General features: G+C 51.0%; 20 protein-coding genes. 7 read left to right on the forward strand and 13 right to left on the reverse strand.

Annotation, left to right across the window (positions count from 1 at the left end; genetic code table 11):
• Positions 1 to 109: 109 nt before the first annotated feature.
• Positions 110 to 2,782, forward strand: a complete 2,673-nt coding sequence (locus tag CKO12_RS09700) for a class I SAM-dependent DNA methyltransferase (RefSeq protein ID WP_200154547.1) — start codon at positions 110 to 112, stop codon at positions 2,780 to 2,782.
• 49 nt (positions 2,783 to 2,831) lie between these two features.
• Here CKO12_RS09700 and CKO12_RS09705 read toward each other — a convergent pair whose 3' ends face one another.
• The 5 genes from CKO12_RS09705 to CKO12_RS09725 all read right to left on the reverse strand — a co-directional run bounded on the left by CKO12_RS09705 (position 2,832) and on the right by CKO12_RS09725 (position 8,218).
• A complete protein-coding gene (locus CKO12_RS09705; RefSeq protein WP_200154548.1) occupies positions 2,832 to 5,096 on the reverse strand; it encodes a nitric oxide reductase activation protein NorD in 2,265 nt (754 codons plus the stop codon).
• Between the two features lie 114 nt (positions 5,097 to 5,210).
• Positions 5,211 to 5,441: a hypothetical protein gene (locus CKO12_RS09710; RefSeq protein WP_200154549.1), complete on the reverse strand. Its 231-nt coding sequence runs from the start codon at positions 5,439 to 5,441 to the stop codon at positions 5,211 to 5,213.
• Positions 5,428 to 5,700: a BrnT family toxin gene (locus CKO12_RS09715; protein ID WP_200154550.1), complete on the reverse strand. Its 273-nt coding sequence runs from the start codon at positions 5,698 to 5,700 to the stop codon at positions 5,428 to 5,430. The genes CKO12_RS09710 and CKO12_RS09715 overlap by 14 nt, the downstream gene beginning before the upstream one ends.
• A gap of 206 nt (positions 5,701 to 5,906) precedes the next feature.
• The gene (locus tag CKO12_RS09720; RefSeq protein ID WP_200154551.1) at positions 5,907 to 6,713 is read right to left on the reverse strand and encodes a CbbQ/NirQ/NorQ/GpvN family protein; all 807 of its coding nucleotides are present in this window, start codon (positions 6,711 to 6,713) and stop codon (positions 5,907 to 5,909) included.
• Positions 6,714 to 6,823: 110 nt separating this feature from the next.
• Positions 6,824 to 8,218 (reverse strand): ribulose-bisphosphate carboxylase, encoded by a 1,395-nt coding sequence (locus CKO12_RS09725; protein ID WP_105073703.1) that lies wholly within the window; start codon positions 8,216 to 8,218, stop codon positions 6,824 to 6,826.
• A 199-nt stretch (positions 8,219 to 8,417) separates the two neighbouring features.
• Between CKO12_RS09725 and CKO12_RS09730 the strand changes: the two genes are divergently transcribed.
• Genes CKO12_RS09730 through CKO12_RS09740 form a run of 3 tightly spaced genes read left to right on the forward strand, consistent with a single transcriptional unit; the run spans position 8,418 to position 11,203 of the window.
• Positions 8,418 to 9,773: a glycosyltransferase gene (locus CKO12_RS09730; RefSeq protein ID WP_200154552.1), complete on the forward strand. Its 1,356-nt coding sequence runs from the start codon at positions 8,418 to 8,420 to the stop codon at positions 9,771 to 9,773.
• On the forward strand, positions 9,773 to 10,261 hold the full coding sequence (locus CKO12_RS09735; RefSeq protein WP_200154553.1) for an acyltransferase: 489 nt from the start codon (positions 9,773 to 9,775) through the stop codon (positions 10,259 to 10,261). Before CKO12_RS09730 ends, CKO12_RS09735 begins: the two co-directional genes overlap by 1 nt.
• Positions 10,262 to 10,291: 30 nt before the next feature.
• Positions 10,292 to 11,203 carry a glycosyltransferase family 2 protein gene (locus tag CKO12_RS09740; protein WP_200154554.1) on the forward strand — a complete coding sequence of 304 codons (912 nt, stop codon included), beginning with the start codon at positions 10,292 to 10,294 and terminating at the stop codon, positions 11,201 to 11,203.
• Between the two features lie 23 nt (positions 11,204 to 11,226).
• On the opposite strand, the gene CKO12_RS09745 is transcribed toward CKO12_RS09740, so the two are convergent.
• A complete protein-coding gene (locus CKO12_RS09745) occupies positions 11,227 to 11,979 on the reverse strand; it encodes an MlaA family lipoprotein (RefSeq protein ID WP_200154555.1) in 753 nt (250 codons plus the stop codon).
• A 135-nt stretch (positions 11,980 to 12,114) separates the two neighbouring features.
• On the opposite strand from CKO12_RS09745, the gene rnt reads away from it, so the two are divergent.
• Together rnt and CKO12_RS09755 are read left to right on the forward strand one after the other, a co-directional pair.
• The gene (rnt, locus tag CKO12_RS09750) at positions 12,115 to 12,792 is read left to right on the forward strand and encodes a ribonuclease T (protein ID WP_242466292.1); all 678 of its coding nucleotides are present in this window, start codon (positions 12,115 to 12,117) and stop codon (positions 12,790 to 12,792) included.
• A gap of 87 nt (positions 12,793 to 12,879) precedes the next feature.
• Positions 12,880 to 14,652 carry a L,D-transpeptidase family protein gene (locus CKO12_RS09755; RefSeq protein ID WP_200154557.1) on the forward strand — a complete coding sequence of 591 codons (1,773 nt, stop codon included), beginning with the start codon at positions 12,880 to 12,882 and terminating at the stop codon, positions 14,650 to 14,652.
• Here the strand turns inward: CKO12_RS09755 and CKO12_RS09760 are convergent.
• Genes CKO12_RS09760 through CKO12_RS15170 form a run of 3 tightly spaced genes read right to left on the reverse strand, consistent with a single transcriptional unit; the run spans position 14,649 to position 19,417 of the window.
• The gene (locus tag CKO12_RS09760; RefSeq protein ID WP_200154558.1) at positions 14,649 to 15,401 is read right to left on the reverse strand and encodes an anaerobic ribonucleoside-triphosphate reductase activating protein; all 753 of its coding nucleotides are present in this window, start codon (positions 15,399 to 15,401) and stop codon (positions 14,649 to 14,651) included. The two genes, CKO12_RS09755 and CKO12_RS09760, sit on opposite strands and share 4 nt — an antisense overlap.
• A 34-nt stretch (positions 15,402 to 15,435) precedes the next feature.
• A complete protein-coding gene (gene nrdD, locus CKO12_RS15165) occupies positions 15,436 to 15,627 on the reverse strand; it encodes an anaerobic ribonucleoside-triphosphate reductase (RefSeq protein WP_200154559.1) in 192 nt (63 codons plus the stop codon).
• A 10-nt stretch (positions 15,628 to 15,637) separates the two neighbouring features.
• Positions 15,638 to 19,417 carry a ribonucleoside triphosphate reductase gene (locus CKO12_RS15170; RefSeq protein ID WP_274599914.1) on the reverse strand — a complete coding sequence of 1,260 codons (3,780 nt, stop codon included), beginning with the start codon at positions 19,415 to 19,417 and terminating at the stop codon, positions 15,638 to 15,640.
• A 128-nt stretch (positions 19,418 to 19,545) separates the two neighbouring features.
• On the opposite strand from CKO12_RS15170, the gene CKO12_RS09785 reads away from it, so the two are divergent.
• Complete coding sequence (locus CKO12_RS09785; protein ID WP_200154560.1) at positions 19,546 to 19,689, forward strand: hypothetical protein; 144 nt, start codon at positions 19,546 to 19,548, stop codon at positions 19,687 to 19,689.
• A gap of 122 nt (positions 19,690 to 19,811) precedes the next feature.
• Here the strand turns inward: CKO12_RS09785 and CKO12_RS09790 are convergent, their stop codons facing one another.
• The 4 genes from CKO12_RS09790 to CKO12_RS09805 form a co-directional block, all read right to left on the reverse strand.
• On the reverse strand, positions 19,812 to 22,019 hold the full coding sequence (locus CKO12_RS09790; RefSeq protein WP_200154561.1) for a RelA/SpoT family protein: 2,208 nt from the start codon (positions 22,017 to 22,019) through the stop codon (positions 19,812 to 19,814).
• A gap of 133 nt (positions 22,020 to 22,152) precedes the next feature.
• Positions 22,153 to 22,491, reverse strand: a complete 339-nt coding sequence (rpoZ, locus tag CKO12_RS09795) for a DNA-directed RNA polymerase subunit omega (RefSeq protein WP_200154562.1) — start codon at positions 22,489 to 22,491, stop codon at positions 22,153 to 22,155.
• Between the two features lie 17 nt (positions 22,492 to 22,508).
• Positions 22,509 to 23,114: a guanylate kinase gene (gene gmk / locus CKO12_RS09800; protein ID WP_200154563.1), complete on the reverse strand. Its 606-nt coding sequence runs from the start codon at positions 23,112 to 23,114 to the stop codon at positions 22,509 to 22,511.
• Positions 23,115 to 23,123: 9 nt separating this feature from the next.
• On the reverse strand, positions 23,124 to 23,990 hold the full coding sequence (locus CKO12_RS09805) for a YicC/YloC family endoribonuclease (RefSeq protein WP_200154564.1): 867 nt from the start codon (positions 23,988 to 23,990) through the stop codon (positions 23,124 to 23,126).
• Between the last annotated feature and the right edge of the window lie 42 nt (positions 23,991 to 24,032).

The following is a 24,032-nucleotide window of genomic DNA, read 5'->3' on the forward strand; positions in this document are numbered from 1 at the left end:
CGGCTTCACTATAAGTAAGATTAAGCTTTTCTTTTAGTTCTAATGCTCGACGACGAAAATCAATAGAATAAGTCATGTGTTTTTACCACCTTAGTTTATAACTCATTTTATGTTGGATCGACTATATAAAGGCAAACGCAAAAATTTGAATGAAGCATTTGTCCAACTTCATCGCTACGCTCCGGCGTTAGAAAATCCGCCGCTGTTGATTGTTTCTGATATGGAGCGCATTATTATTCACACCGCATTTAATGGCACGGTGCCTAAAGTGCATTCGCTGACGTTGGAAGATTTGCGCAATCCCGATAAATTGCAATTATTAAAATGGACATTTTCTAAACCGGAGCGGTTGCGCCCAACGCTCACCACTGCAACATTAACAGAAAACGCGGCGCGACAATTCGGTGAATTGGCGCAAACCTTGCGCGAACGTGGTCACAATACTCAACAAATTGCGCATTTTTGCCAGCAAATTCTATTTTGTTTTTTCGCTGAAGATATTGGTTTGTTACCTAATCACTCGTTTAGTCAGCTATTGGAAATTGGGCAGAAGCGTTTGGAGAATTTGCTGCCAATGCTCACCAATTTATTTAATACGATGGCAATTGGCGGGTTCTTTGGTACTGAAGAAATTGATTGGTTTAATGGCGGATTGTTTGATGCAGTAACACCACTGCCATTAACCCGCGATGATGTGCGGATGTTGCGAGAATTGGCGCGGTTGAATTGGTCAGCCATTGAGCCGAGTATTTTCGGCACCTTATTCGAGCGCGGACTTGATCCCAATCAACGTGAACAACTCGGTGCGCATTACACCGACCCAGAATCCATTATGCGGTTGGTCAATCCGGTGGTGCTTGATCCATTACGAGAATATTGGCATCTTCAAAAGATTGAAATCACAGCGTTAATGAAAAAAGCAGATACAGCAAAATCAGCAAGCGCCCGCACCAAGGCAATGAAACCTGCACAAGCATTGCTATCAACGGTATTTGAACGGTTGCAAAATTTTCGCGTCCTTGATCCGGCTTGCGGTTCGGGAAACTTTTTATTATTGGCATTGCGCGGATTGAAAGATTTGGAACACGAGGTGATTTTAGACTCTGAGCGTTTGGGATTGCCGCGCAGCTTTATATCGGTCGGGCCGGAAAACGTGCTGGGCATTGAATTGAATCCCTATGCTGCTGAATTAGCACGGGTGACGGTGTGGATTGGCGAAATTCAATGGATGCTGAATCACGGTTTTTCATTGGCAAAAAATCCAATTCTGAAAACCATCAATATCATTGACCAACGTGATGCAGTGGTGAATGCAGATGGCTCGGAACCGAATTGGCCAGACGCTGATGTCATTGTCGGCAATCCGCCATTTTTAGGTGGTAGTAAAAAGCGCGGCGTATTGGGTGATGATTATTTTTCAACATTGGGAACTATTTATGCTGGGCGCATTCCCGCAGGTGCAGATTTGGTGACATATTGGTTTGAAAAGGCGCGAACACAGATTGAAACGGGAAAAGCCAACGCTGCCGGTTTAGTGTCAACGAATTCAATTCGCGGTGGTGCAAATCGTCAAGTATTGGAACGCATTTGTAAAACGACGACCATTTTTAATGCGTGGTCAGATGAGCCTTGGATTAACAGCGGCGCTGCGGTGCGCGTCAGTTTGATTTGTTTTGGGAATACAGAAGTAATGCCAGTATTGAATGGTGAAAAAGTTGCAGCAATTTATGCGGATTTGACGGCTGGCACAATTGAAGCCACTTCGGATTTAACAGACGCCAACACGTTAACTGAAAATGCTGGCGTTGCTTTTCAAGGATCGCAAAAAATTGGCGCTTTTGATATTGCAGGTGAATTAGCACGGGACTGGTTACTATTGCCAAATCCGCACAATAAACCTAATAGCGACGTATTAAAACCAAGCTGGAATGGATTAGATGTAACGCGCCGCCAGCGTGATGGTTGGATTATTGATTTTAATGTGAAAATGCCAGAAATAGATGCGGCTTTTTATGAAGCGCCATTTGATTATGTCGTAACAAATGTTAAAGCAGAACGTATTAAAAACCCGCGATTAGTGAGAGCAAAATACTGGTGGCGTCACGGTGATCCGCAACCCGCAATGCGCACTGCATTGAAAGAGTTACCGCGCTACATTGCGACGCCGCATGTTTCTAAACATCGCATTTTTGTTTGGATGCACCAATCTATTTTGCCGGATAAAATGCTGATTGTCATTACCCGCGCTGATGACACCACTTTTGGTGTTTTGCATTCACGTTTCCATGAAATATGGGCGTTACGAATGGGCACCAGTTTAGGCGCTACGCCGCGCTATACGCCGACCACAACATTTGAAACCTTTCCATTTCCAACTGGATTAACGCCAGCGGATACTGGCAGTGGAATTGAAACATTAGACAGCGGTGCAGTTATTCCAACGGTTGCAACTGCATACCGAAATCATGCAGTCGCTATTGCTGAAGCAGCATTGCAACTCAATCAATTGCGTGAGAATTGGTTAAATCCGCCAGAATGGATTGAGCGAGTGCCGGAAGTGGTGGCGGGTTATCCTGATCGGATCATTGCCAAACCAACTTACGCGGTGCTATTAAAACAGCGCACCCTGACCAATTTGTATAACAAAAATCCGGCGTGGCTGGTGAATGCGCATGTCAAATTAGATCAAGCAGTTGCCGCAGCTTATGGCTGGTCAAACGAGTTGAGCGAAACCGAAGTTTTACAGCAGTTATTGGCATGCAATAAAGCGCGGAGCAGTTAAACAATTTTGGGGCGTGTGCGTAAAATCATTTAACTGCTGGGTGCGTGGTTTATTTCGTCAACGCCATAAATAAACGCGGCAATTTTTCTGGCAACCGCTCCACGCGATCAATCACCGTAAAGCGATTACCAAAGCAATCGCGCACATATTCATCCGCATGAGCATCAAGGTTAATGCAATAGGTATAAATGCCCTGTTGATCCAATTCCTGCACCGCTTGATGGGTGTCTTCAATCAACAAGCGTTCATCGGTGACATCAATATCATGCGGCTGTCCATCGGTGAGAATTAACAGCAATTTCTTTTCCGCTTTACGCGCACTTAAATAATGCGCTGCATGACGCAATGCCGCACCCATGCGCGTTGAATAACCCGCTTCTAATGCCGCCAATCGCCCTTTGACTTGATCGTCCCATCGTTCACTATAGCCTTTAATGTGTTGATAACGCACTTCGTGGCGCGTATTGGATGAAAAACCGGCAATGGCGAATTCATCGCCCAGATGGTCAATTGCCCAACCCAGCAACGCCACTGCTTCCTGACTCAATTCCAAAATGCTCTGCGTACAACCGTCGGGAATCTGGTTAATGGATTGCGACAAATCCAATAATAGCATCACCGCAATATCGCGCCCATCGTGACGATGACTCATATTAATACGCGGATCGGGCGTTGCGCCGCCGCGATAATCAATTAACGAACGAATTGCGACATCTAAATCTAATTCGCTACCTTCTTCTTGATAACGCAGCCGAACGTATTGCTGCGGTTTCAGCAAATCGAGAATTTGTTTTAAGCGTTTGGCTAATTGCCGATGTTTATCAAGCAGCGCATCAATCAATGCCGGATCGCCGCTAGGATGCAACCCTTCATACAAACTGACCCAATCGGGGCGATAAGTCTTTGATTGATAATCCCATTCTGGATAATGACGCGGCGGCAAAGTCTCAATGTCATCTGCCCGCTGCGGCTGGCGTTCGGCGAACGTTTCCTCTTCATCACCCTCTTCGATGTAGCGCCACAGATGCCGATTGTCGTCGCGGTAATCGACGTGGGTGTCAGTGAAATAGACGTTAGAAGACAAATCCTGCTGGCGACGGGTGCGGGCGATGTAAGAAATGGCGAGATTGGCGATTTCGGCGGTGCTGGAGGTTGTGCCGTCGGTCAACGCCGCGTTAAATCGTGCAACAAAATCAAGCAGTTCCGTCTGTTCGTAACCGTGATTGGGATCAAGCGCAGCGCGAGAAAACATCGCCAGCCGATGCCGAATACACGACTCCTGCGCCGAGTCGCAATCGTCGGCGGCGGGATGCGGATGCAGCGCCAACAGGATGCGGCGCAAGCCAGGATATTCGCGCAGCGCCAGCGTATCGACGCGGCAATCCTCGAAGGTTTCAACCGCAACCCGTTGAAAAGGGCTTAAATTATCCGCGACCTGCGGCGTGCTCCAGCGCCAATGCGCAGCGATATGCGCGAGCACGGCGCGATACCGATCAATGCCGCTGACGCCAGCGCGGTCGTCATAACAATCGGGAACGCGCACGCCAAGCGCATCGAAATACGGAAGCGGTTTGCGCAATTCGTCAAATGCCTCGGAATAGGGCACAAGCATTTGATGTTCTTGCCATAAAGCGCGGAGATATAAATCAAGCTGGCGCTCGTGATCGACAAATAAAGTGCCATGCCGTTCGCGTTGTAATACGGCGCGACTATCAGCGGCTTGCAAACTAAAATACTCGCGCTGGCGTTCGGGATGATCGCCGTAATGACGCAGCCCGTAATCAATCCAATTGCGCAAGCCGTGACAGGTTAATTGGCGCAATAAATATGGAATTTGTTCCAATAAATTCGGCAAGCTGGGGCTGGGAATAGTGGTATGAAAACCATGAATAGAGCCGGTCGTGCGCTCCATAAAATCTAAAATAATGTCGATATAACGCCCGAATAAATCGGTACACGGCAAGCGCCGCGACACTTCGGCAATGCTTTGTAAAAATGGCAGAATTGCTTTGCCATTTGGACTGCGCGACATTTTCCACACTGCATCTGAAACTAATGCCAGCGTTTCCTCGCCCAATTCGGCGGCGACTTGCGGCATCTTTTCTAAATACACCAGCACTGGCTCAAAGCCGCGTCCAATGCCGCAAATGATTGAAGCACCGTGTAAATAATCGTGAATTCCCGTGGCACTTAACAGCAATTGCGCTGCTGCCATGCAATCGGGAAATACTTGATCGAGTTGTGGAAAATTGCAGCGCAATTGCTGGCGATACGGTTGGAGTTCGGCAGCAGCGAGCGGGAGGAGTGCGGACATTAGAAACTCCTAAAAAGTGGTTAGATGGATGCAGTATTAGCTGGCGTTTTGGTTAAATCATTATGTATTGAGCTGATATTCGTTGTAGCGGGTTTTGTTGCAAAAAACCAAACGCTATCTACTGGTTAGACGTGTTGAGTTTTCGGCTATTTCCAGTAAATAACGAAGAGCCTTATTGACTGCTTCATCGTTTGGAAATGCTCGTGCAATATCCGGTTCAAGAAGAACGACATTAGATTCTTCTGTAATTCGATCCGCATATTTACCGCGCACAAGTTCACCAAAATCAGACCTTTTATATTCAGACCGCAACTCATCTGTCGTTTCTACTTTAACTTTCTTCATAGATTTGCCTCTCAATGTTGGTGGCTATTCGTGCAGATATAATGCGAATTATATTTCCTCGATCTGTATGTGACACTGTAAGCAAGCGACCTCTGGAAGAAAATCCAAAGGTTATAAAACGATCCTCGTCTTCCGAATGGTCAGGATCATGGCCGGTCATTGAAAGTCGATCACGCAATGCACTAGATGCTTCCTCAAAGCTAACACCATGTTTGCGCTGATTTGCTCTCGCTTTTTTTGGATCCCACTCGAAGCTCATAACTTAACCAAATTTTATTTTTATATGACTAACCGTAACGACCAAAACGACTAAACTCAACGTTTGCATCAGACGTTCCACATAAAATTAAAGCGAGAACTTTATTCACTTTCCCCATACTTTTTTATCTCAAATTGTTTTGCTGGAATGCAGTGGCAGTTGTCAATACAACATTTTCTGACAACTGCCCACTATTTTCCGCCGCCTTATCCAAACACAGCATCAATTGCATGATGCAGCGTCGCACGAATATCATCATCATCAGTAATTGGATCAACCAACGCCATGCGGCAGGCTTCAGTTGGTGCAATTCCAGCCTCTATTAAATTCGCCGCATACACCAGCAGCCGCGTCGAAATTCCTTCATCTAATCCATGCCCTTTCAAATTGCGCGCAGCAAGCGCAATCTTCACTAAACCCGTCGCCAATTCCGTACCAATTCCGGTTTCAGTGGCGACAATCTGCGCTTCCAATTCGGCTGGTGGATAATCAAATACCAAGGCGGAAAAGCGTTGTTTTGTCGATTGCTTCAAATCTTTCATCAGCGATTGATAGCCCGGGTTATACGAAATCACGAGCTGAAAATCAGAATGCGCAGTCACCACTTCGCCTTTTTTATCCAAGGGTAAATTGCGGCGATGATCGGTCAACGGATGAATCACGACGGTTGTATCTTGTCGCGCCTCAACTATTTCATCCAGATAACAAATTGCGCCAATCCGCGCCGCAATCGTTAATGGTCCATCCAGCCAGCGCGTTCCCGTCGCATCCAATAGATAACGCCCGACTAAATCAGAAGCGGTCATATCTTCATTACACGCGACCGTGACCAGCGGTTTGCCCAACCGCCACGCCATGTATTCAATAAAGCGCGATTTGCCGCAGCCAGTTGGCCCTTTCACCATGACAGGTAAACGGCGTTGATACGCAGCTTCATAGAGCGCGATTTCATTGCCTTGCGGTTGATAAAACGGTTCCTGTTTGACTTGGTATTGCGCGATGTCAGTATTCATCATGGCAGCTCAGAATTAAAAAATGAGGAGTGAAGAGAGAGTTGGGTGAATGTTGCCCAATAAAAAGCCCCCGTAAAACGGAGGCTTTTTGAATCAATTAACGCACAGGCTTATTTGTGTTCAGCCGCTGCGCCGAGCTTGTCGCGCCAGCCCGGGAACAGCTTGTCGGCATCGTGCGGGAACGAGGTGAAGGCGCGAGCGAATTCTTTATGTTCCTTCGCAAATTCAATCGGATCCGCGCCAGCTTTCCAGCATTCATACGACTGCCGCAGCGAAATTGCGCCCGCTGCCGGGGAGTCGATGTGACCGTAAGCGCCGCCGCCAGCGGTGTTGATGACGTTGCCGTGACCCAGATTCTCGAAGAAACCGGGCAACCGCAGCGCATTCATGCCGCCAGAAATAATCGGCGTGGTGGGCTTCATGCCGTGCCATTTTTGGAAATAAACCGGCCCTTGGCATTCATCGCGCTCAATCATATACGCGATGATTTTGTCATCCGCGCCGCCTTCCATTTTGCCGTAGCCCATCGTGCCAACGTGAATACCGGACGCGCCTTGCAGACGGGAAATCTTCGCCAATACAAATGCGGTATAGCCGCGCTTGGAAGATGGCGAAGTAATCATGCCGTGACCAGCGCGGTGATAATGCAGGTATTGACCCGGATATTGACGGCGAGCGGTGGTAATCATGCCGGGGCCGCCGACAAAGCCATCGACTAAAAACGCGACCTTGTCTGCATCGGGACCAAAGGTTTCCAGAATGAAATCGGCGCGAGCGCACATTTCATAATGGTCATCGGCGGTGATATTGGCGGAGAACAGCTTGGCTTCACCAGTTTCGTCTTGCGCACGCTTGAGCGCGTCATACACCAACGGAATGACTTTTTTGGACGGGCAGAAGGTTTGATTGCCCTGCGGTTCGTCATTCTTGATGAAATCGCCGCCGAGCCAGAATTGATATGCCGCTGCCGCAAATGGCTCAGGACGCAGACCAAGTTTTGGCTTGATGATGGTGCCGGCGATGTAGCCGCCATTGACCACCGGACGACCAAGAATGCGCCACAGATCGGAGATGTCTTTTGCGGGGCCGTCGAATAATTGAATGGCGCGATCAGGGACATAAAAGTCAATCATCTGCCCGTGTTCGATGTCGCCCATGCCCTGATTGTTGCCGATGCACAGGGTCAGGAAGGACACGATCATCATGCGCCCGTCGGTTATATTGCGGTCGAAGAGATCGAGCGGATAAGCGATGCGCATATCCTCGGTCGCTTCGTCGATGTAATAAACCAGAGCATCGACGCCCTTGGTGAAATCGTCAGTGGTGCAAACTTCGACGTTGGTACCGGTCGAGGATTCGGCTGCAAAATGGGTGGCAGCCTCCAAGTAGCCATAGCCCGACTTCGGCTTCATTTTATATGCGACGAGGATATGGTTGCCGCCCGCAATCAGATCGGCTTCTTTCAGGCTCAAGTCGGAGTAACGTGCTGACTGGTCAAGTGCCATATTAAAGTCTCTGTTATCTGTAGTGATGGGCGTCAACGCCCTAAAAAGAAGCGACTACCGGGACTCGGCAAGCGCAGATTGGTGGTTCCGCGTCCAATCTGGAGGTGATTATAGAGAAATTTTGGCGGGTATATGATGATTTTCTTAAACGCTGCGATGGCTGCGCACCATAAAAAAGCAGCCCCATTGATGGGATGACATGAAGCGATTACAACCACACCGTCAGCGGTTTTTGCTCCTCGTGTTGCGCCTGTACCAGATCGTACACACGGAAGGCGTTTGGCATCTGCTGCGCAAACTCCGCCGCGCCAGCAGTGCGCAGTGGTCAATGACGCGCCAGCCGCGCCCCCAATCGGTTCCCGCCGTTGACCGCCCACTGACCACGCAACCCCAAGTGTTGCTCGTCGATCAGCACCTCCCCACGCCCGACCGCGATTCCGGCTCCCTGCGCCAGCTCAATGTCATGCTGACTTTACAAACGCTTGGGCTGCAAGTGACCTGCGCAGCCGCCAATGTCGCTGCGCCGAGTGCCAGCCATCACTTGCTCGCTGCGCACGGCATCCGCTGCCTGTCACGTCCGGCGGTACGGTCGCTGGCGCAGCATCTCGCTACCGACGGCGACCGTTATCAACTGGTGATTTTGAGTCGGGCGGATGTCGCCAGCGCCCTGCTGCCCAGCGTGCGCCAGCACTGCCCACAAGCAAAAATTGTGTTTGATACCGTTGACTTACATTTCCTGCGCGAAGGGCGACTGGCGGAACTCCATCCCCACTGGAGCAATCGCTGGCTGGCGACGCTGCGCCAACGTCAAGAGCTGGCGCTGGTCGCGGCTGCCGATGCCACGCTGGTCGTTAGCCCGTTAGAACAGGAGCTGGTGCAGGCACACTGCCCACACGCGCAGGTGCATCGCGTCTCCAACATTCACCAGATTGAAGGCAGCGCCACGCCGTGTGCCGAGCGTCACGATCTCCTGTTTATCGGTGGCTTTGCGCACGCGCCCAACGCGGATGCTGTCCGCTGGTTGCTGCGCGACATCATGCCGCTGGTGTGGGCGACGCTGCCGACGCTGCATTGCCATATTATTGGTGCCGACCCACCTGCCGACCTGCGGGCGCTGGCGTCAGAACGCGTCAGCATTCATGGGCATGTGCCTGAAGTACAAGCATTTTTTGCGCACTGTCGGCTGTCCGTTGCACCGCTGCGTTACGGCGCGGGAGTGAAAGGCAAGATCAATCAAAGTCTTGCGCACGGGCTGCCGGTGGTGGCAACGCCGATGGCGGCGGAAGGGATGTTTTTAATTGATGAAGAATCGGTATTCATTGCAGACACTGCACCCGCTTTTGCTGCCGCAATTGTGCGCTTATACACCGATATGAATAGCTGGGAACGATTATCGCGCAATGGCATTCGCATTATGGAGCAGCATTTTAGCGTTGCTGCCGCACAGATGGCATTGGGTCAACTGATTAACGAATTGAGAGTGCCAAATGCTAAAAACGGCAATTTAATCGCTCAACCCAGTTTTTTATCACCACGTCACGGCGAGAGTGAATAATGATTGAGATTGCACCCACTGCGCAGGTTTCACCGCTTGCTGATCTTGAAGATTCAGTGAGAGGCAGCGCAATTGTTATTGGCGCACACAGCAGTATTGACAGCTTTGTTAAAATTAAACCAGCGGGCGGCAGCGGTGATCTGATTATAGGTGAATACGTTAATATCAACTCAGGATGCGTGTTGTATACAGGCAATGGAATTCAGATTGGTAATCACGTTGCAATTGCTGCAAATTGCACTTTTGCACCAGTCAATCACGCTTATTCTGATCGAAATCAATTGATTCGTCAGCAAGGATTTTTGCCCAGTAAAGGCGGAGTTCTCATTGAAGATGATGTTTGGATTGGCGCAAATTGCGTATTACTTGATGGCGCAATTTTGAGACGCGGCTGCGTGTTGGGTGCTGGTTCTATCGTGCGCGGAGAATTAAATGCTTACACGGTTTATGCTGGCGCACCGTTGCGCCCAATTGGCAAGCGCACCTAACGCACAATTGTATTGAATTAGAAACTAAAAATGTTCCCTCATTCCAAGCCACACCAACTCAGCATTTTAATTGTCAATTACAACGGCGGTGAATTACTAACTGCGTGCGTTGCCTCGGCGTTAAATACTGAGTTACCGCTAGAAATTTTGCTTGGTGATAACGGCTCCACTGATGACAGTCTGCATTTTTTGCGCCGTAGTTATGGCGATAACCCGCACTTAACTATTATTGAAAATGGCAGCAATTTAGGTTTTGCAGCAGCGCATAATCGCTTAATTCAACACGCCACTGCGCCCTTGCTATTATTATTAAATCCTGATTGTTTGATTGCGCCCGGCACGTTGGAACAATTACTCAGTTTTGCAAATGCTACTCCCGATGCGGGCATGATCGGCGGCATCGTCCGCGATCCTGACGGGCGCGAACAAGTCGCCAGTCGGCGCGTGATTCCTGATCCTTGGATTGGTTTGGTGCAGGTGTTGCGGCTTGAACGCTGGCTGCCGGAGACGACGCGCCCGTTTCGTTTGAATCTGACCGCGCAACCACTGCCGACGCAACCGCAGCGGGTGGCGGCAATTTCGGGAGCGGCGATGTTGGTGCGGCGGACGGCGCTGGACACCATTGGACTGCTTGATGAGGGTTACTTTTTGCACTGCGAGGATTTGGATTGGTTTGTCCGTTGCAGTCGCGCCAACTGGGGAATTTATCTCGTGCCGACCGCGACTTTCATTCACCACAAAGGGCATTGCAGCAAGGCGCGTCCGCTGCGGGTGGAATGGCACAAGCATCGTGGCATGGCGCGATTTTTCCGCAAATTCCAACAAGATGAACATTCGCTGCCGTTTAATCTGTTGGTTTTATTCGGGATTTGGAGTCACTTTATTCTAAGCGTCAGCCGCAGCAGCCTGCACCAACTTTGGCAGCGCATCCGCCAGCGTTGAGTCGTGAACAGGCGCGACGCAATTTATTTTTTACCTTCAAAATCAACTTCATCCCAAAAATCATCCTTGCCTTCCACTGCCGGCGGATTGCCGTCGTGAACCAGACTCAGGCGGCGCTGGAGATAGGTGTCGCGCCAAAAGCTATAGGTGTCGATGGCGGCATCATCCATAATCTCGCCCGCAGCGAGATAATCCGCCCGCCGATCAATGATTTGTGTGCCGAGCAGCCCGGCGTGGAGCGGCTCATTTTTAATCTGCGTCAGCGGATCGGTCATAATGTCGCCCGCCCAGCCGACGGTGTCGCGGACGCTGCTGGGGCCAAGAATCGGCAGCACGACGTAAGCGCCTGATCCTAAACCCCAATATCCGAGCGTTTGCCCGAAATCTTCTTTATAACTGGGCAAGCCGAGGTTGGTGGCGACATCAAACAAGCCGAGTGCGCCGACGGTGGAATTGATGACCACCCGTCCGACATCGCTGCCAGCGCGGGACATTTTGAATTGCAACAAGTTATTCACCGCCGAGGTCACATCCGCGAGGTTGTAAAAGAAGTTGCTGATGCTGCGATCAAGCGGTTCTGGCGTCACGGCGCGATAGCCTTTCGCCAGCGGTTTCAAAAAGGCGTTATCAAAGTCGGTATTGAACCGGAACAAGGCGCGATTGAATGGTTCCAACGGGTCGCGGGGGTCAGGTGGGCGCTTGGAAACGGTCGCGCAGCCGCTGATGATCAGCACTGCACTGAGTGCTCCTAACCAGTGCCAACGGAATGCGTCCATTATCTTTATCACTTTTTAGTCATTGATTGCGGCGTTGTGTGGAATCCTATCACAGCGTAAATCTTGATCGCAGTTGCGCCCCCCAAAGATGCCACAATGTTTGGCATTCATCGCTGTCGCCCGTATCCTGTCCAAATGAACGCAAAAGAATCAAATTTAAGTGGTATCGCGCAGCGCTTTCGTGGCTTTCTGCCGGTAGTGGTGGATGTCGAAACCGCTGGTTTTGACGCCCAACGTCATGCGCTGTTAGAAATTGCAGCGATCATCATCCGCATGACACCAGACGGTCATTTAGAACCATCAGCGCCGCTGGCATGTCATGTGTTGCCGTTTGTTGGCGCAGAAATTGACCCCCGCGCCTTGGCATTTAATCGTATTGATCCCGATCATCCGTTTCGGGATGCGATCTCCGAACAGGATGCGCTCCAGCGGGTGCTGCTGCCCATTCGTAAAGCAGTCAAAGCAACCGGTTGTAATCGCGCCATTCTGGTTGGTCACAACGCGCATTTTGATTTGGGTTTTGTCAAAGCGGCAGTCGAACGCACCGGATTTAAAGAAAATCCATTTCATGCGTTTAGCGTTTTCGATACGGTGACACTCGGCGGCTTGGTGTTTGGACAAACGGTGCTGGCGCGGACGGCAATGGCGGCGGGATTGTATTGGCAACACAGCGCCGCGCATTCCGCAGTGTATGACGCCGAACAAACTGCGCGGTTGTTTTGCACCATTGTGAATCGCTGGCATGATCTTGATCCAGTGCATTTTTGGAATGCAAATGCCGATGAATCTCGCTTTACGGAGAATGCAGAGTGACACTGCTGCATTAACGTTTTGCCCGCAATTCTGTAAATTATCTGGCTGAATGCAATCACAACTTTAACTGCTCTTTGAAGGTGAGCAATGGGCTTATTTATTTCTCGTATCGTTCCGTTTTTATTATTGGCAATCATGCCGCTGTGGGCGCAATCCTCAACCTTATTCAATAACACCTTGGAAGCATTGCGCGATACCAAAACGGTCGCATTGGACGGCGTGCCATTGTTGTCCGGGCGGTTATTGGCGGAGTTTTATGCGCAGCGCGGCAATGCGTTGGTGTGGACACAACCGGCGCAGATCGCACGGTTACAGCAAGTGGTGCGCGACAGTCGCGCCGAAGGCTTTGATCCGCAAGATTTTCATGCCGCCACGCTGCGAACGTTGAGCGCACCTGAGGCGTTGACCACGTTGACGCCAGCGGCGCGGATCGCTGCTGACCTCAAGCTGAGTGATGCGCTGCTGCGCTATGTTCACCACACCCGCTTTGGCAAGCTCGAGCCGACCGAGGTTGATCCCAAATTCAATGACCGCGATCCGGTACCCGCCAGCCAATTGCTGGACGACATGCGCGGCGCGGTGGATGCGCCTGATTTACAGCACTTTTTGGCGACGCGGTTTCAACATCCGTTTTGGTACACGGCGTTAAAAAACGCGCTGGCGCAGTTCATTTCCCCGGCGGAATTAGCCGACCTGCCGCCGTTGCCGACTGGCGGCAAATTGGTCAAAGGCAACCGTGACCCGCGCATTCCGCTGCTGCGGGAGCGGCTGCGGGTGCTCAACGGTCAGTTCATCACGCCGACGGCGCTGCCCCTGCCGGATGCCGATTTATATGACGCGGCGCTCCACGCCGAGGTGGTTGCGTTTCAGGAGCGGCTGGGATTGTTTCCAGACGGCATCATCGGCCCGTCCACGCTGGCGGCGCTAAATCAAGCTGGCGATCCGGTGAAAGCGGAGAAAGTGCGGCTCAATTTGGAACGGATGCGCTGGTTATTCAATGATTTAGCGGCGGATTATGTGTTTGTCGATGTCGCCAATTATCAGGCGCACGTTGTCCGCGCTGGCGCGATTGCGTGGAGCACGCGGGTGATCGTGGGGGCGCAGGATTCGCCGACGCCGATGTTCCGCGATTTGATGAATCACGTCGTGCTCAATCCGACGTGGACGGTGCCGATCTCGATTCAAAAAACGATGGGGCGGGTGTCGGGGCATTACACGGTGGTGGATCGCCAAACGGGGCGCAAATTCAGCGGCGGTAATGTCAGCAATTACAAACGCTATCGCGTGGTGCAGCAGCCGGGCCCGAAGAATGCGTTGGGGCGCGTCAAGTTTATGTTTCCCAATCGTCACTCCGTCTATCTGCATGATACGCCAAATAAAAATCTGTTTGGACGCGGCAGTCGGGCGCTGAGTCATGGCTGTGTGCGGGTGCAAAATCCGCTCAAGTTGGCGGAGATTTTATTGGCGGAATCTGGCTGGGATCGTGGGCGCATCGATCAGGTGCTCAGTGGCAACAAAACGCGCTATGTCAATCTGCAAACGGGTTTGCCGGTGCTGCTGTATTACCTGACCGCGTTTGCCAACGATGAAGGCAAGGTGACATTTCGCCCCGATATTTATGGGCGCGATCAGCGGGTGACGGAGCTGCTGGCGCAGCCAGTGCTGAGTGCGCGGATTGCGTTTCCAGAAGCGACGCCGCTGTTGCCGGCGGCGGTGCCAGCGCCAGTTGATGAGGAGTTGGATGAAGAACCGATGCCTGATGAAGCGCCTGATCCCAACGCGGCACCTGCACCCAGTGCGCCGCCGTTACAAGCTGCGGTGCAATTGACGCAGGCAGATTTGCAGCTGCTGCGAGACTAAATCCCGCGAGTGGTGAAATGCGTAAAACGCCCGCTGTCAAGGTGGGCGGTGAAGGTGGCGAGGGCTGGCGGCGTGCTGAGGTGCGGATCAAGGGCATGAATTGTGTCGCAGGCTTGCAGCGCAAAATGTGTCACACCTGCATCAGCCAGTGTCTGCGCCAACTGCGCAACTTCCGCTGGCGTCCAGCCGGGCATGATGGTGGTGCGCACTTCCACTGCAATTTCCGCTTCCAGTAACAACGCCAAACTGTCCCACGCCGGAGTGCCGGAGCCGACCACGCCAGTAATCGCTGGATAGTCCAGCGGCAAGGCTTTGATGTCCAAACCGACCCAATCGAGCAGCGGTAACAACTGCCGCAAGCGGTCGGGATACGCGCCGTTAGTGTGCAATCCAACTTTGAAACCCAGCTCCCGCACTTCCGTCATCGCTGCCGCGAGCGCGTGTTGGGTCGTTGGTTCCCCGCCGCTAAACACGACTGCATCCAGTAAATTTTGCCGTTGCTTGAGAAACGCGAGAATCGTTGCCCACGACCACGCGGTCACGGCATCGGGATCAAGTAACGCGGGATTGTGGCAATAACGACAGCGCCACGCGCAGCCTTGGCAAAAGATCACCGCAGCTAATTCGCCGGGGTAATCAATGGTGGTGAGGCGAGTCAACCCGCCGATCCGCAGGGCGGCGGCGGTGATTGGAGTGGAGGTCGGTGCTTGCCCGAGGTCTAGCGATGCGCAGGTGGTAATGGTGTGCATGACATGACTTGGATGGCCGACGCAACGCGGGGCTTTACGCCGCGAGTTGCGCAAACTGCTGCTGCGCCCGTTGCGGATGTTCGGAGAAATAGCAGCGTTCGGCATGTTCGGCGCGTTTGCCGTTATTAAATGCCGACACCGGGCGGTGATAACCCATCACGCGAGTCCAGACTTCACACGCGGTGCGTTCTTCGGATTTGAGTTCGATGGTATTGGTTTGAGTCACGATGGGTCTCCTACGAGGTTGATGATCCAGTTTTAGCGGCACCAATCGGCACTGCGAGGTCGAGCCGGGGTGTGGCGCGATTATGTTCTGCCTGTTTGCGGGCGATGAGTTCTTGATCGCACAGCGGGCAAAAATGATGTTCACCGGCGATGTAGCCGTGTTTAGGACAAATTGAAAACACTGGCGTCACCGTGACATACGGCAAACGGAAATTTTCTAAAGCGCGTCGCACCAGTCGTTTACAAGCATCTGCCGAAGACAATTGCTCACTCATATACAAATGCAACACGGTGCCGCCGGTATATTTACTTTGCAGCGTTTCCTGCATTTCTAAGGCTTCAAACGGGTCATCGGTATATCCAACCGGTAATTGTGAGCTATTGGTGTAATAAGGCGATTCTTGAGTGCCGGCTTGAATGATATTAGGAAACCGTTTTTGATCTTCACGGGCAAAACGATAGGTTGTTCCTTCAGCTGGAGTTGCTTCAAGGTTATACATACTGCCGGTCAATTCTTGAAATTCGATCATTCTCGAACGCACATGATCTAGCAGGCGACACGCCAGTTGATGACCACGCACCGTCGTAATGTCTTCCGCATCTTGGGTAAAGTTGCGGATCATTTCATTCACACCATTCACGCCAATGGTTGAAAAATGATTGCGCAACGTCCCTAAATAACGTTTGGTATAAGGAAATAATCCTGAATCCATGTGACGCTGAATTAACTTGCGCTTGATTTCCAAACTATTCCGCGCCAATTCCATCAGCGTATCTAACCGCGCCAATAATCCGCGTTCATCACCGCGATGCGTAAATCCGAGCCGCGCACAGTTAATCGTGACCACGCCTAGCGAACCCGTTTGTTCTGCCGAACCAAATAAACCATTCCCGCGTTTTAGTAATTCAGAAACATCTAAACGCAGCCGACAACACATTGACCGCACCATGTGTGGGTCCATATCAGAACTGACGAAGTTGGAAAAATAGGGCAACCCGTACTTTGCAGTCATTCCGAATAACAAATCAGTATTTTTTCCTTCCCAAGGAAAATCAGAAGTAATGTTATATGTTGGAATTGGAAAAGTAAAAATACGACCTTTGGCATCGCCCTCAGTCATTACTTCAATATAAGCGCGGTTGATTAAATCCATTTCCGCTTGCAGCTCGCCATAAGTAAATGGCTGCTCTACGCCTGCAATGACGGGAACCTGATTGCGCAAATCTTCTGGACACACCCAATCAAAAGTTAAATTAGTAAAGGGCGTATTGCCGGTAATAAAGGTTTTTCCGTGTCGCCGCGCTACAAATGTACCGTTGCGCGTTGTAGGACACCATACTTTTCCTTTATAAGGACGGCGAGTAATTAACTGAATATACGTTTCACGGTTACGGATGATATTAAGTACATGCACACCGGAATCTTTACGCGTATAGACGGTGCTGCCATAACCAGCAAGAACGCATAATTCTTGTAACACATCGAGGTTCGCTTGATTATTGGTATAAATACGAATGCGACCATTCTCCTCGATATGGCCATCACCTTTAACATAAGTCTCTAAAAACAAGCGAATTTGCCGCACAGATAGCGTGCGAATGAAGTCTGGAACACATTTACTGTCCAGATAACTAAGAATAAAGTTGCTTGCATCCTTATTTAAGCGATAACGACATACTGGATAATTAGCATAGGTTCCGGTATGTTCGTATTCGTGCCAGCTTAAATTAAGGTCTTGTAACAGCCACTCAATTTCAGCGGTGTTCTTTTGATTTCCCGTTGATTGATACAAACTGACACGCCGCCGTCCGCCGCTAAAATCAAAGTTGCCTTCAGCAACGATCCAAGCAATCAGCATCACAAGGCTGTCGTCAATTTCATGTGTCGCCGCAGTTTCCCAAGCATTCGGAATCACGATTGGCGATTTTAATTGCGCAACGGTTTCAATATCTTCTAAAACCCAACGGCTCTCTGAATTAAACACTTTGCGCAGTACTTTGTGACCGGGCGTAATCCATTGTTCTTGGGTGCGATTGCGCAGCACATACATCTCACCATCAAAATCATAAGATTTCAGTGCCAGCGGTTCGAGATATTCCAAACAGTTGTTATGCCAATCAAAGGTTGCAATCCGCTCTCCTACTGTGATTTGGTCGTAGCGTTTCCAGCCATGTTCAGTTAAACATTCAGTTTCTTCATCAACACATTGGCACCCCCACCGCGAGGGAACATTCAAATTATAAATCAATTCCTGAATCGCTTGTTTTACCTGCGTATAATTCAAACCATCCACCCGTACAAAGGGTGCCATATAAGTATCAAAGCTCGAAAAGGCTTGCGCACCAGCCCATTCATTTTGCAATGTGCCGAGAAAATTAACGATTTGTCCAACTGCTGAAGACATGTGTTTAGGCGGATCGGCTTCAACTTTACCGGGGACGCCATTGAGACCTTCATTTAATAAAGTACGCAATGACCAACCTGCGCAATTATGAACGAACACCCCATCCGCTAAAGCAAAGTTTTCGTAGTCCTCAACAGTCAAACAATACACATCTTCTTGCCCAATCAATTGCGGAGCGCAGCGGACGGTATGATTATAAAAACGTCCGTCCGAATCTCTTGCGCGGGTTTTAGCAAACTGAGAAATTGTTTCTCTTTTACTGTCGCTGCGGTTGTATTCATTGAGTCGAGCGGTTTGCGCTGCACGCCAAACCTGACCGCTTGTTGTTGCGCACAGTTCCATACGTCGATGGTCAGCATCATCCATCACGCGCAAATTTTCAGGACGGTTATCTGTTTTATTGCCGTTGATATGATGAACAGATTTTCCAGTTAAATCACCGTAATAACTGGATGCAATAATGCGGTGAACATATTCGCGTAACTTTAGTTTTGCATCTGACAGTCGTAAATAACCAGAACCAATCTGGCTTACATAAAGCGGAGAGAGTGAATCATCTTGACGCAAAGCACTGGCTTTTTTATAAGTGCCGTCGCGCAACATAAATTCGTGATCAGGAGTGCATTTAATAGTATGCCCACCCGAAATGATAACGGCGACCACATCAACATTTTTACGGGTTAAGCGCGGACTATGCGCTTTGCCGGGAACAACATTCCCTTCGCTGTCTCGGCTGTAAACCCAAAAAGATTCATTTACTTTAGTTAAAGCAAGTTCTTTGAGCGTTGGCGTTGTGCCATCAAGTAAGGCAATGCGAGTATCGCCAGTGAAACAATAGCCCGCCAACATATCTAAATCGTGGATATGAAAATCACCTTCACGATGCGCTTCACCAATTTCGGGCGGATACACATGATTGAGCCAATAATTTGCAATCATTTTGCCCGATGTATTCAGAATTAAACCACCTAATGAATAACCTTGATTGGCATTTGCGGCCACACGCCAATCAGAACGATCAAGGTATTCATCAATTGAGCTGCTGACATCCACTAAAGTACGATGGTCAATGCGCAATTTATGGCGTTGTTCACGATAAATAATATAAGCCCGCGCCGTACTGAGATAATTGGCGCTAATTAATGTTTGCTCAACGACATCCTGAATACTTTCAACATCCGGCACCCGCCCCTCACCAAATCGGTGCGCCAGCACTTTAATAACCTGCGCCGTGAGCAATGCCACTTCATCTGCGCCAAATTCGCCGCTGGCTTGACCGGCACGACGCAGCGCCGACTCAATGCGAGTCGCATCAAAAGGCGTTTTCAGTCCATCGCGCTTGAGAATGTGCGGAGGTAACGCCAAAAAATCAGTCTGGGTTCCCATCGCGGTTCCTCTGGGTCTTGATCGCAGGTCGGGGAGCAAATGTCGGGGCAAAATGCGGTCGCGCTAAACGCTGGAGCAGAATGGTCAAACCACTACATATAGTGGTTTGCAAGTGTAGCGGTAACAAGATGATGTGGATAGGGCAAAAAAGAGGGGGTAAAAACGGCGATAAAAATGTCAGCAAAAGCATCCGCGCCGCAGAATTTTTCAACGACTTGTCACCTGTTCTTAACCTGATTTTTCAGATGCCCGATTTGGCACAAGAGGCTTGATTTCACAAAATTTTCACGCTGCTGCACTCCAGTGGTGCAGATTACGAAATGCCAATTTCTTGATCTGAGTCAAGAAACCAGCACAAATCGCTTGCATTGCCGCGTAGGGCGCTGGAAAGCGGTCAGGAGCGCGTGATGCGCACGATGCGAGTAATGAGCGGAATCTGGCGCAATCGCCGCATGATGCGGGCAAGATGTTGGCGATTTTTCACCACCAGCAGAAATTCAAGATCAGTCGTCATCCCGTCTTTTTCACGCGACACGACGTTTTCAATGTTCGAGCCTTGCTCCGCAATCGCGCCAGCCACCACCGCCAGCGCCCCGCGCCGATTGCCGATTTCTACCCGAATCTCGGTCGGATAGTCGCCAACAGCGTCTTCAGACCAGCGCACATCAAGACGTTGATCGCGCTTGGAATCCAAACCGCCCAAGTTCCGGCATTCCGCCCGATGTACCACGATGCCGCGTCCGGGGCTGAACAGCGCCCGGATGTCATCACCCGGAATCGGGCGGCAGCACCGCGCAAAGTTGACCACCATCCCCTCGCTGCCTTGGATCGCCAATTGATACGGCAGCTCCGCCGCTTTCGTCTCCGGCGTACCGTTATCAACCAGCCGCCGCGCTACCAAAACCGCCAGCCGATTGCCCAAACCGATCTCGTTGAGCAATTCATCCACAGTGGTCAAATGGGTGTCTTCCAAATACGCCGCCAGCCGCACCAGATCGAGATGCTCAAGATCGGTTTTGAATGCTGCGAGTTCCGCGTTGAGCAGGCGCTGCCCAAACTGATGCGCTTCAAGCTGCTGCACATTTTTGAGATAGCCGCGAATGTTCATCCGCGCCTTGGCCGTCACTACAAAATTGATCCAACTGGGATTGGGCGATTTGCCCGGCGCGGTGATGATTTCCACCGTCTGCCCGTTGCGCAGCACCGTGTTGAGATTCGCCATCCGCCGATCAATCAACGCGTGAACGCAGCGATTACCCACATCCGAATGAATCGCATAAGCAAAATCAACCACCGTTGCGCCGCGTTTGAGCGTCAAAATTCGCCCCTTCGGTGTAAAAACGTAAACCTCGCCGGGAAATAAATCGACTTTAACGTGCTCTAAAAATTCAACTGAATTACCCGCCTCACGCTGCATTTCCAATAAATTTTGCAGCCAATCGGCTGCCAATGCAGTGGGATTAACGGCAGTTTGTACTCCAGTTTTATACATCCAATGCGCTGCGATACCGGATTCCGCGATGCGCTGCATATCTTCTGAACGAATTTGGATTTCAATCTGCACGCCCTGCGGCCCAACCAGCACCGTGTGCAGCGATTGATAGCCGTTGGCTTTAGGAATGGCAATGTAATCCTTAAATCGCCCCGGCACCGGTTTATACAGGTTATGCACCAGCCCCAGCACCCGATAACAGGTGTCCACCCGATCCACCGTCACGCGAAACGCAAACATGTCGGCAACATCGGCAAAACGCCGCCGTTTCGTGCGCATCTTGTTGTAAATGCCATACAGATGTTTGCGGCGTCCCTCCACGCGTCCCGCGATGTCCTCCTGTTGCAACGCCCGTTTCAGCGCCGTTTCCACCGTGCCGACCACCTCCAAACGTGCGCCAACCAGCTTTTGTAACGCCCGCTGCAACACGCGCCGCCGCCACGGCCAATAATGCAGAAATCCCAGCTCTTCCAGCTCCACCCGCACCCAATTGATGCCCAGCCGATTAGCGATGGGCGCAAAAATGTCGAGCGTTTCGCGGGAAATACGGCGGCAGGCTTCAGGGCGCATCGACTCCAACGTGCGCATATTGTGCAAACGGTCGGCGAGCTTGATGAGAATTACCCGAATATCTCGCGTCATCGCCAACAGCATTTTGCGCAAACTCGCCGCCTGCGCCTCCGCTCGTGATTGAAAGTCGATTTGATTCAGTTTGCTGACGCCATCAACCAATTCAGCGACATCTTCGCCAAACAATTCCGCCATTTGTTCTTTTGCAATTGCGGTGTCTTCCAATACATCGTGCAAAAACGCCGCAATCAAGCAGCGATAATCCATTCGCATTTCCGCGAGAATTCGCACCACCGCCAGCGGATGATAAATGTACGGCTCCCCAGATTTACGCGTTTGTCCTAAATGCGCTTCCGCTCCAAATAAATAAGCGCGATAACATTCACGCACTTGTTCAACTGGTAAATAACTATCGAGATACGCGCACAAATCGCTGATGAGATAGCGTTGCGCCTGTTCTGGCGGCGTCAATGCAATCTTGCTGTCCGTTATCAGCGCAGCAGCGGGATCGGAATCGGATGCGATGATAGCAGACGGCATACAGCGGGCACCTGTTTTTTATTAACGTTGATGAAGTGAAGTGGTTGAAAAAAGTTGTCAGGTTTCAGTTGACAGTGACAACGTTTTTTTACTGACAACTGACAACCGCTAACTGACAACTCAAAAGCGCAAACTAATCGCGGGATTTTTCCGCACGTTCTGCACGTTCCGCACGTTTTGTCGGCGGCGCTGGCAAATCATCCGGTGGTTCTGGCTTAAAACTGGTCGCCAGCGCCAATTGTTGCGCCGCCGCCGTTTCATCAATTTCCCGCTGCGCCGCCATTACCATCGCATTGGAAATGTAGCCTGCTGCAATTTCTCGCAGCGCCATCACTGTCGGTTTATCGTTCGCCCACGGCAGCAGCGGTTCCACCCGATTGGATAATTGCCGCGCTCGTTTGGTTGCCAATAGCACCAAATCAAAACGGTTATCAACGTGCTTCAAACAATCTTCAACGGTAATTCTTGCCATTTCAAAACATCCTTAATTCAATCTGTGAATAAAGCGGTTAAATGCAATTGCTGGCGCGTCAACCGCAACCGTTCAGCCGTCACAATGGCTGCCAAGTGCTGAAGCGCGGTCTCAAATTCATCATTAACCACCACATAATCATATTCCACATAATGCGTGAGATCGGAACGCGCCTGCGCCATGCGTTGCGCAATGACCGCCGCGCTATCGGTGGCGCGACCGCACAACCGCCGTTCCAATTCCGCCACATTCGGCGGCACCACAAAAATGCCGATTGCCGCCGGAAATCGCTGCCGCACCTGCTGTGCGCCTTGCCAATCAATTTCCAACACCAAATCGCGTCCCGCCGCCAAACAAGCGCGGACATCCGCAGCGCGAGTGCCGTAGTGATTGCCGAACACCTCGGCGAATTCTAAAAACGCGCCGTCAGCAACTGCTTGTTGAAACGCAGCGGGCGATAAAAAGTGATAATGAACGCCATCAGTTTCACCATCACGTTGTAAGCGCGTGGTGCAGGAAGTTGACAGCGCCAACGCTGCATCCTGCGCCAGCAGCGCATTGATTAAGCTCGTTTTCCCCGCGCCAGAAGGTGCGGAAATAATCAATAACAACCCGTCATTCATCGTCGTGATCTATTCCAGATTTTGAATTTGTTCGCGCAATTGCTCAATCAATACTTTCATTTCAATTGCTTCTCGCGTCACCGCCACATCAGCAGATTTAGAGCCGAGCGTATTCGCCTCCCGATTCAATTCCTGCATTAAAAAATCCAAGCGCCGTCCCACTGGCTCAGTGCGCGTCAACACCTCGCGCACTTCGGCAACATGTGCCTCCAGCCGATCCATTTCTTCATCAACATCGAGCTTGGCAGCCAGCAGCGACAATTCCTGCTCCAGCCGCTGCGGATCGAGTTCAGCGCGTAATTCGACGAGACGATCCGCCAGCCGCTTGCGCACGTTGGCGAGCACCTCCGGCATCTGCACCCGCACCCGCGTCACGCTGTCTTGCAAACGGTCGCACCGCTCGCGCAGCAGCACTTCCAGCCGCGCTCCTTCACGTTCCCGCGTCGCCAACAAGGTATCCAGCGCCTCTTCCAGCAGTTCTAGCGCCGCCGTTGTCAATTGATCGACATTGACTTCCTGTTGCTGTAACACGCCGGGCCAGCGCAGCACTTCAAATGGCGCTGGCTCCGCGCCGCGCCCGATGAGATGACCGACCTCCTGATTGGCAGCCAGCAATTGTTCTACAAAGGTGTGGTTAATCCGTAAGGTGCCGACTGCGCCCACTGCCGGGACGTAGCGCAGGCTGCAATCCACCTTGCCGCGCTGTAAACGGGCAGCGAGGCGGGTGCGCACCGCCACATCCAAGCTGCGCAATTCTTCTGGCAGGCGCAGATGCGGTTCCAGATAACGGTGATTGACGGTGCGCAATTCCCAAGTGAGTTCGCCAAACTCACCACTGCGGGTTTCACGGGCAAAGGCGGTCATACTTTTAATCATGGTGGTTCAATGAGGTCTCGAAGCGGTGAAAAAGCAAATGCG

The organism is Chromatium okenii, from assembly GCF_016583745.1.
Taxonomy (GTDB): Bacteria; Pseudomonadota; Gammaproteobacteria; order Chromatiales; family Chromatiaceae; genus Chromatium; species Chromatium okenii.

What these genes read in the sequence shown, in the direction of transcription:
- rpoZ (WP_200154562.1), bottom strand. Translation starts at nt 22,491, where the DNA reads ATGGCAAGAATTACCGTTGAAGATTGTTTGAAGCACGTTGATAACCGT.
- CKO12_RS09760 (WP_200154558.1), bottom strand. Translation starts at nt 15,401, where the DNA reads ATGCACACCATTACCACCTGCGCATCGCTAGACCTCGGGCAAGCACCG.
- CKO12_RS09785 (WP_200154560.1), top strand. Translation starts at nt 19,546, where the DNA reads ATGATGTGGATAGGGCAAAAAAGAGGGGGTAAAAACGGCGATAAAAAT.
- CKO12_RS09730 (WP_200154552.1), top strand. Translation starts at nt 8,418, where the DNA reads ATGAAGCGATTACAACCACACCGTCAGCGGTTTTTGCTCCTCGTGTTG.
- CKO12_RS09740 (WP_200154554.1), top strand. Translation starts at nt 10,292, where the DNA reads ATGTTCCCTCATTCCAAGCCACACCAACTCAGCATTTTAATTGTCAAT.
- CKO12_RS09720 (WP_200154551.1), bottom strand. Translation starts at nt 6,713, where the DNA reads ATGAATACTGACATCGCGCAATACCAAGTCAAACAGGAACCGTTTTAT.
- CKO12_RS09735 (WP_200154553.1), top strand. Translation starts at nt 9,773, where the DNA reads ATGATTGAGATTGCACCCACTGCGCAGGTTTCACCGCTTGCTGATCTT.
- CKO12_RS15170 (WP_274599914.1), bottom strand. Translation starts at nt 19,417, where the DNA reads ATGGGAACCCAGACTGATTTTTTGGCGTTACCTCCGCACATTCTCAAG.
- CKO12_RS09755 (WP_200154557.1), top strand. Translation starts at nt 12,880, where the DNA reads ATGGGCTTATTTATTTCTCGTATCGTTCCGTTTTTATTATTGGCAATC.
- CKO12_RS09745 (WP_200154555.1), bottom strand. Translation starts at nt 11,979, where the DNA reads ATGGACGCATTCCGTTGGCACTGGTTAGGAGCACTCAGTGCAGTGCTG.
- CKO12_RS09700 (WP_200154547.1), top strand. Translation starts at nt 110, where the DNA reads ATGTTGGATCGACTATATAAAGGCAAACGCAAAAATTTGAATGAAGCA.
- CKO12_RS09715 (WP_200154550.1), bottom strand. Translation starts at nt 5,700, where the DNA reads ATGAGCTTCGAGTGGGATCCAAAAAAAGCGAGAGCAAATCAGCGCAAA.
- gmk (WP_200154563.1), bottom strand. Translation starts at nt 23,114, where the DNA reads ATGAATGACGGGTTGTTATTGATTATTTCCGCACCTTCTGGCGCGGGG.
- CKO12_RS09705 (WP_200154548.1), bottom strand. Translation starts at nt 5,096, where the DNA reads ATGTCCGCACTCCTCCCGCTCGCTGCTGCCGAACTCCAACCGTATCGC.
- CKO12_RS09710 (WP_200154549.1), bottom strand. Translation starts at nt 5,441, where the DNA reads ATGAAGAAAGTTAAAGTAGAAACGACAGATGAGTTGCGGTCTGAATAT.
- rnt (WP_242466292.1), top strand. Translation starts at nt 12,115, where the DNA reads ATGAACGCAAAAGAATCAAATTTAAGTGGTATCGCGCAGCGCTTTCGT.
- CKO12_RS09790 (WP_200154561.1), bottom strand. Translation starts at nt 22,019, where the DNA reads ATGCCGTCTGCTATCATCGCATCCGATTCCGATCCCGCTGCTGCGCTG.
- CKO12_RS09725 (WP_105073703.1), bottom strand. Translation starts at nt 8,218, where the DNA reads ATGGCACTTGACCAGTCAGCACGTTACTCCGACTTGAGCCTGAAAGAA.
- CKO12_RS09805 (WP_200154564.1), bottom strand. Translation starts at nt 23,990, where the DNA reads ATGATTAAAAGTATGACCGCCTTTGCCCGTGAAACCCGCAGTGGTGAG.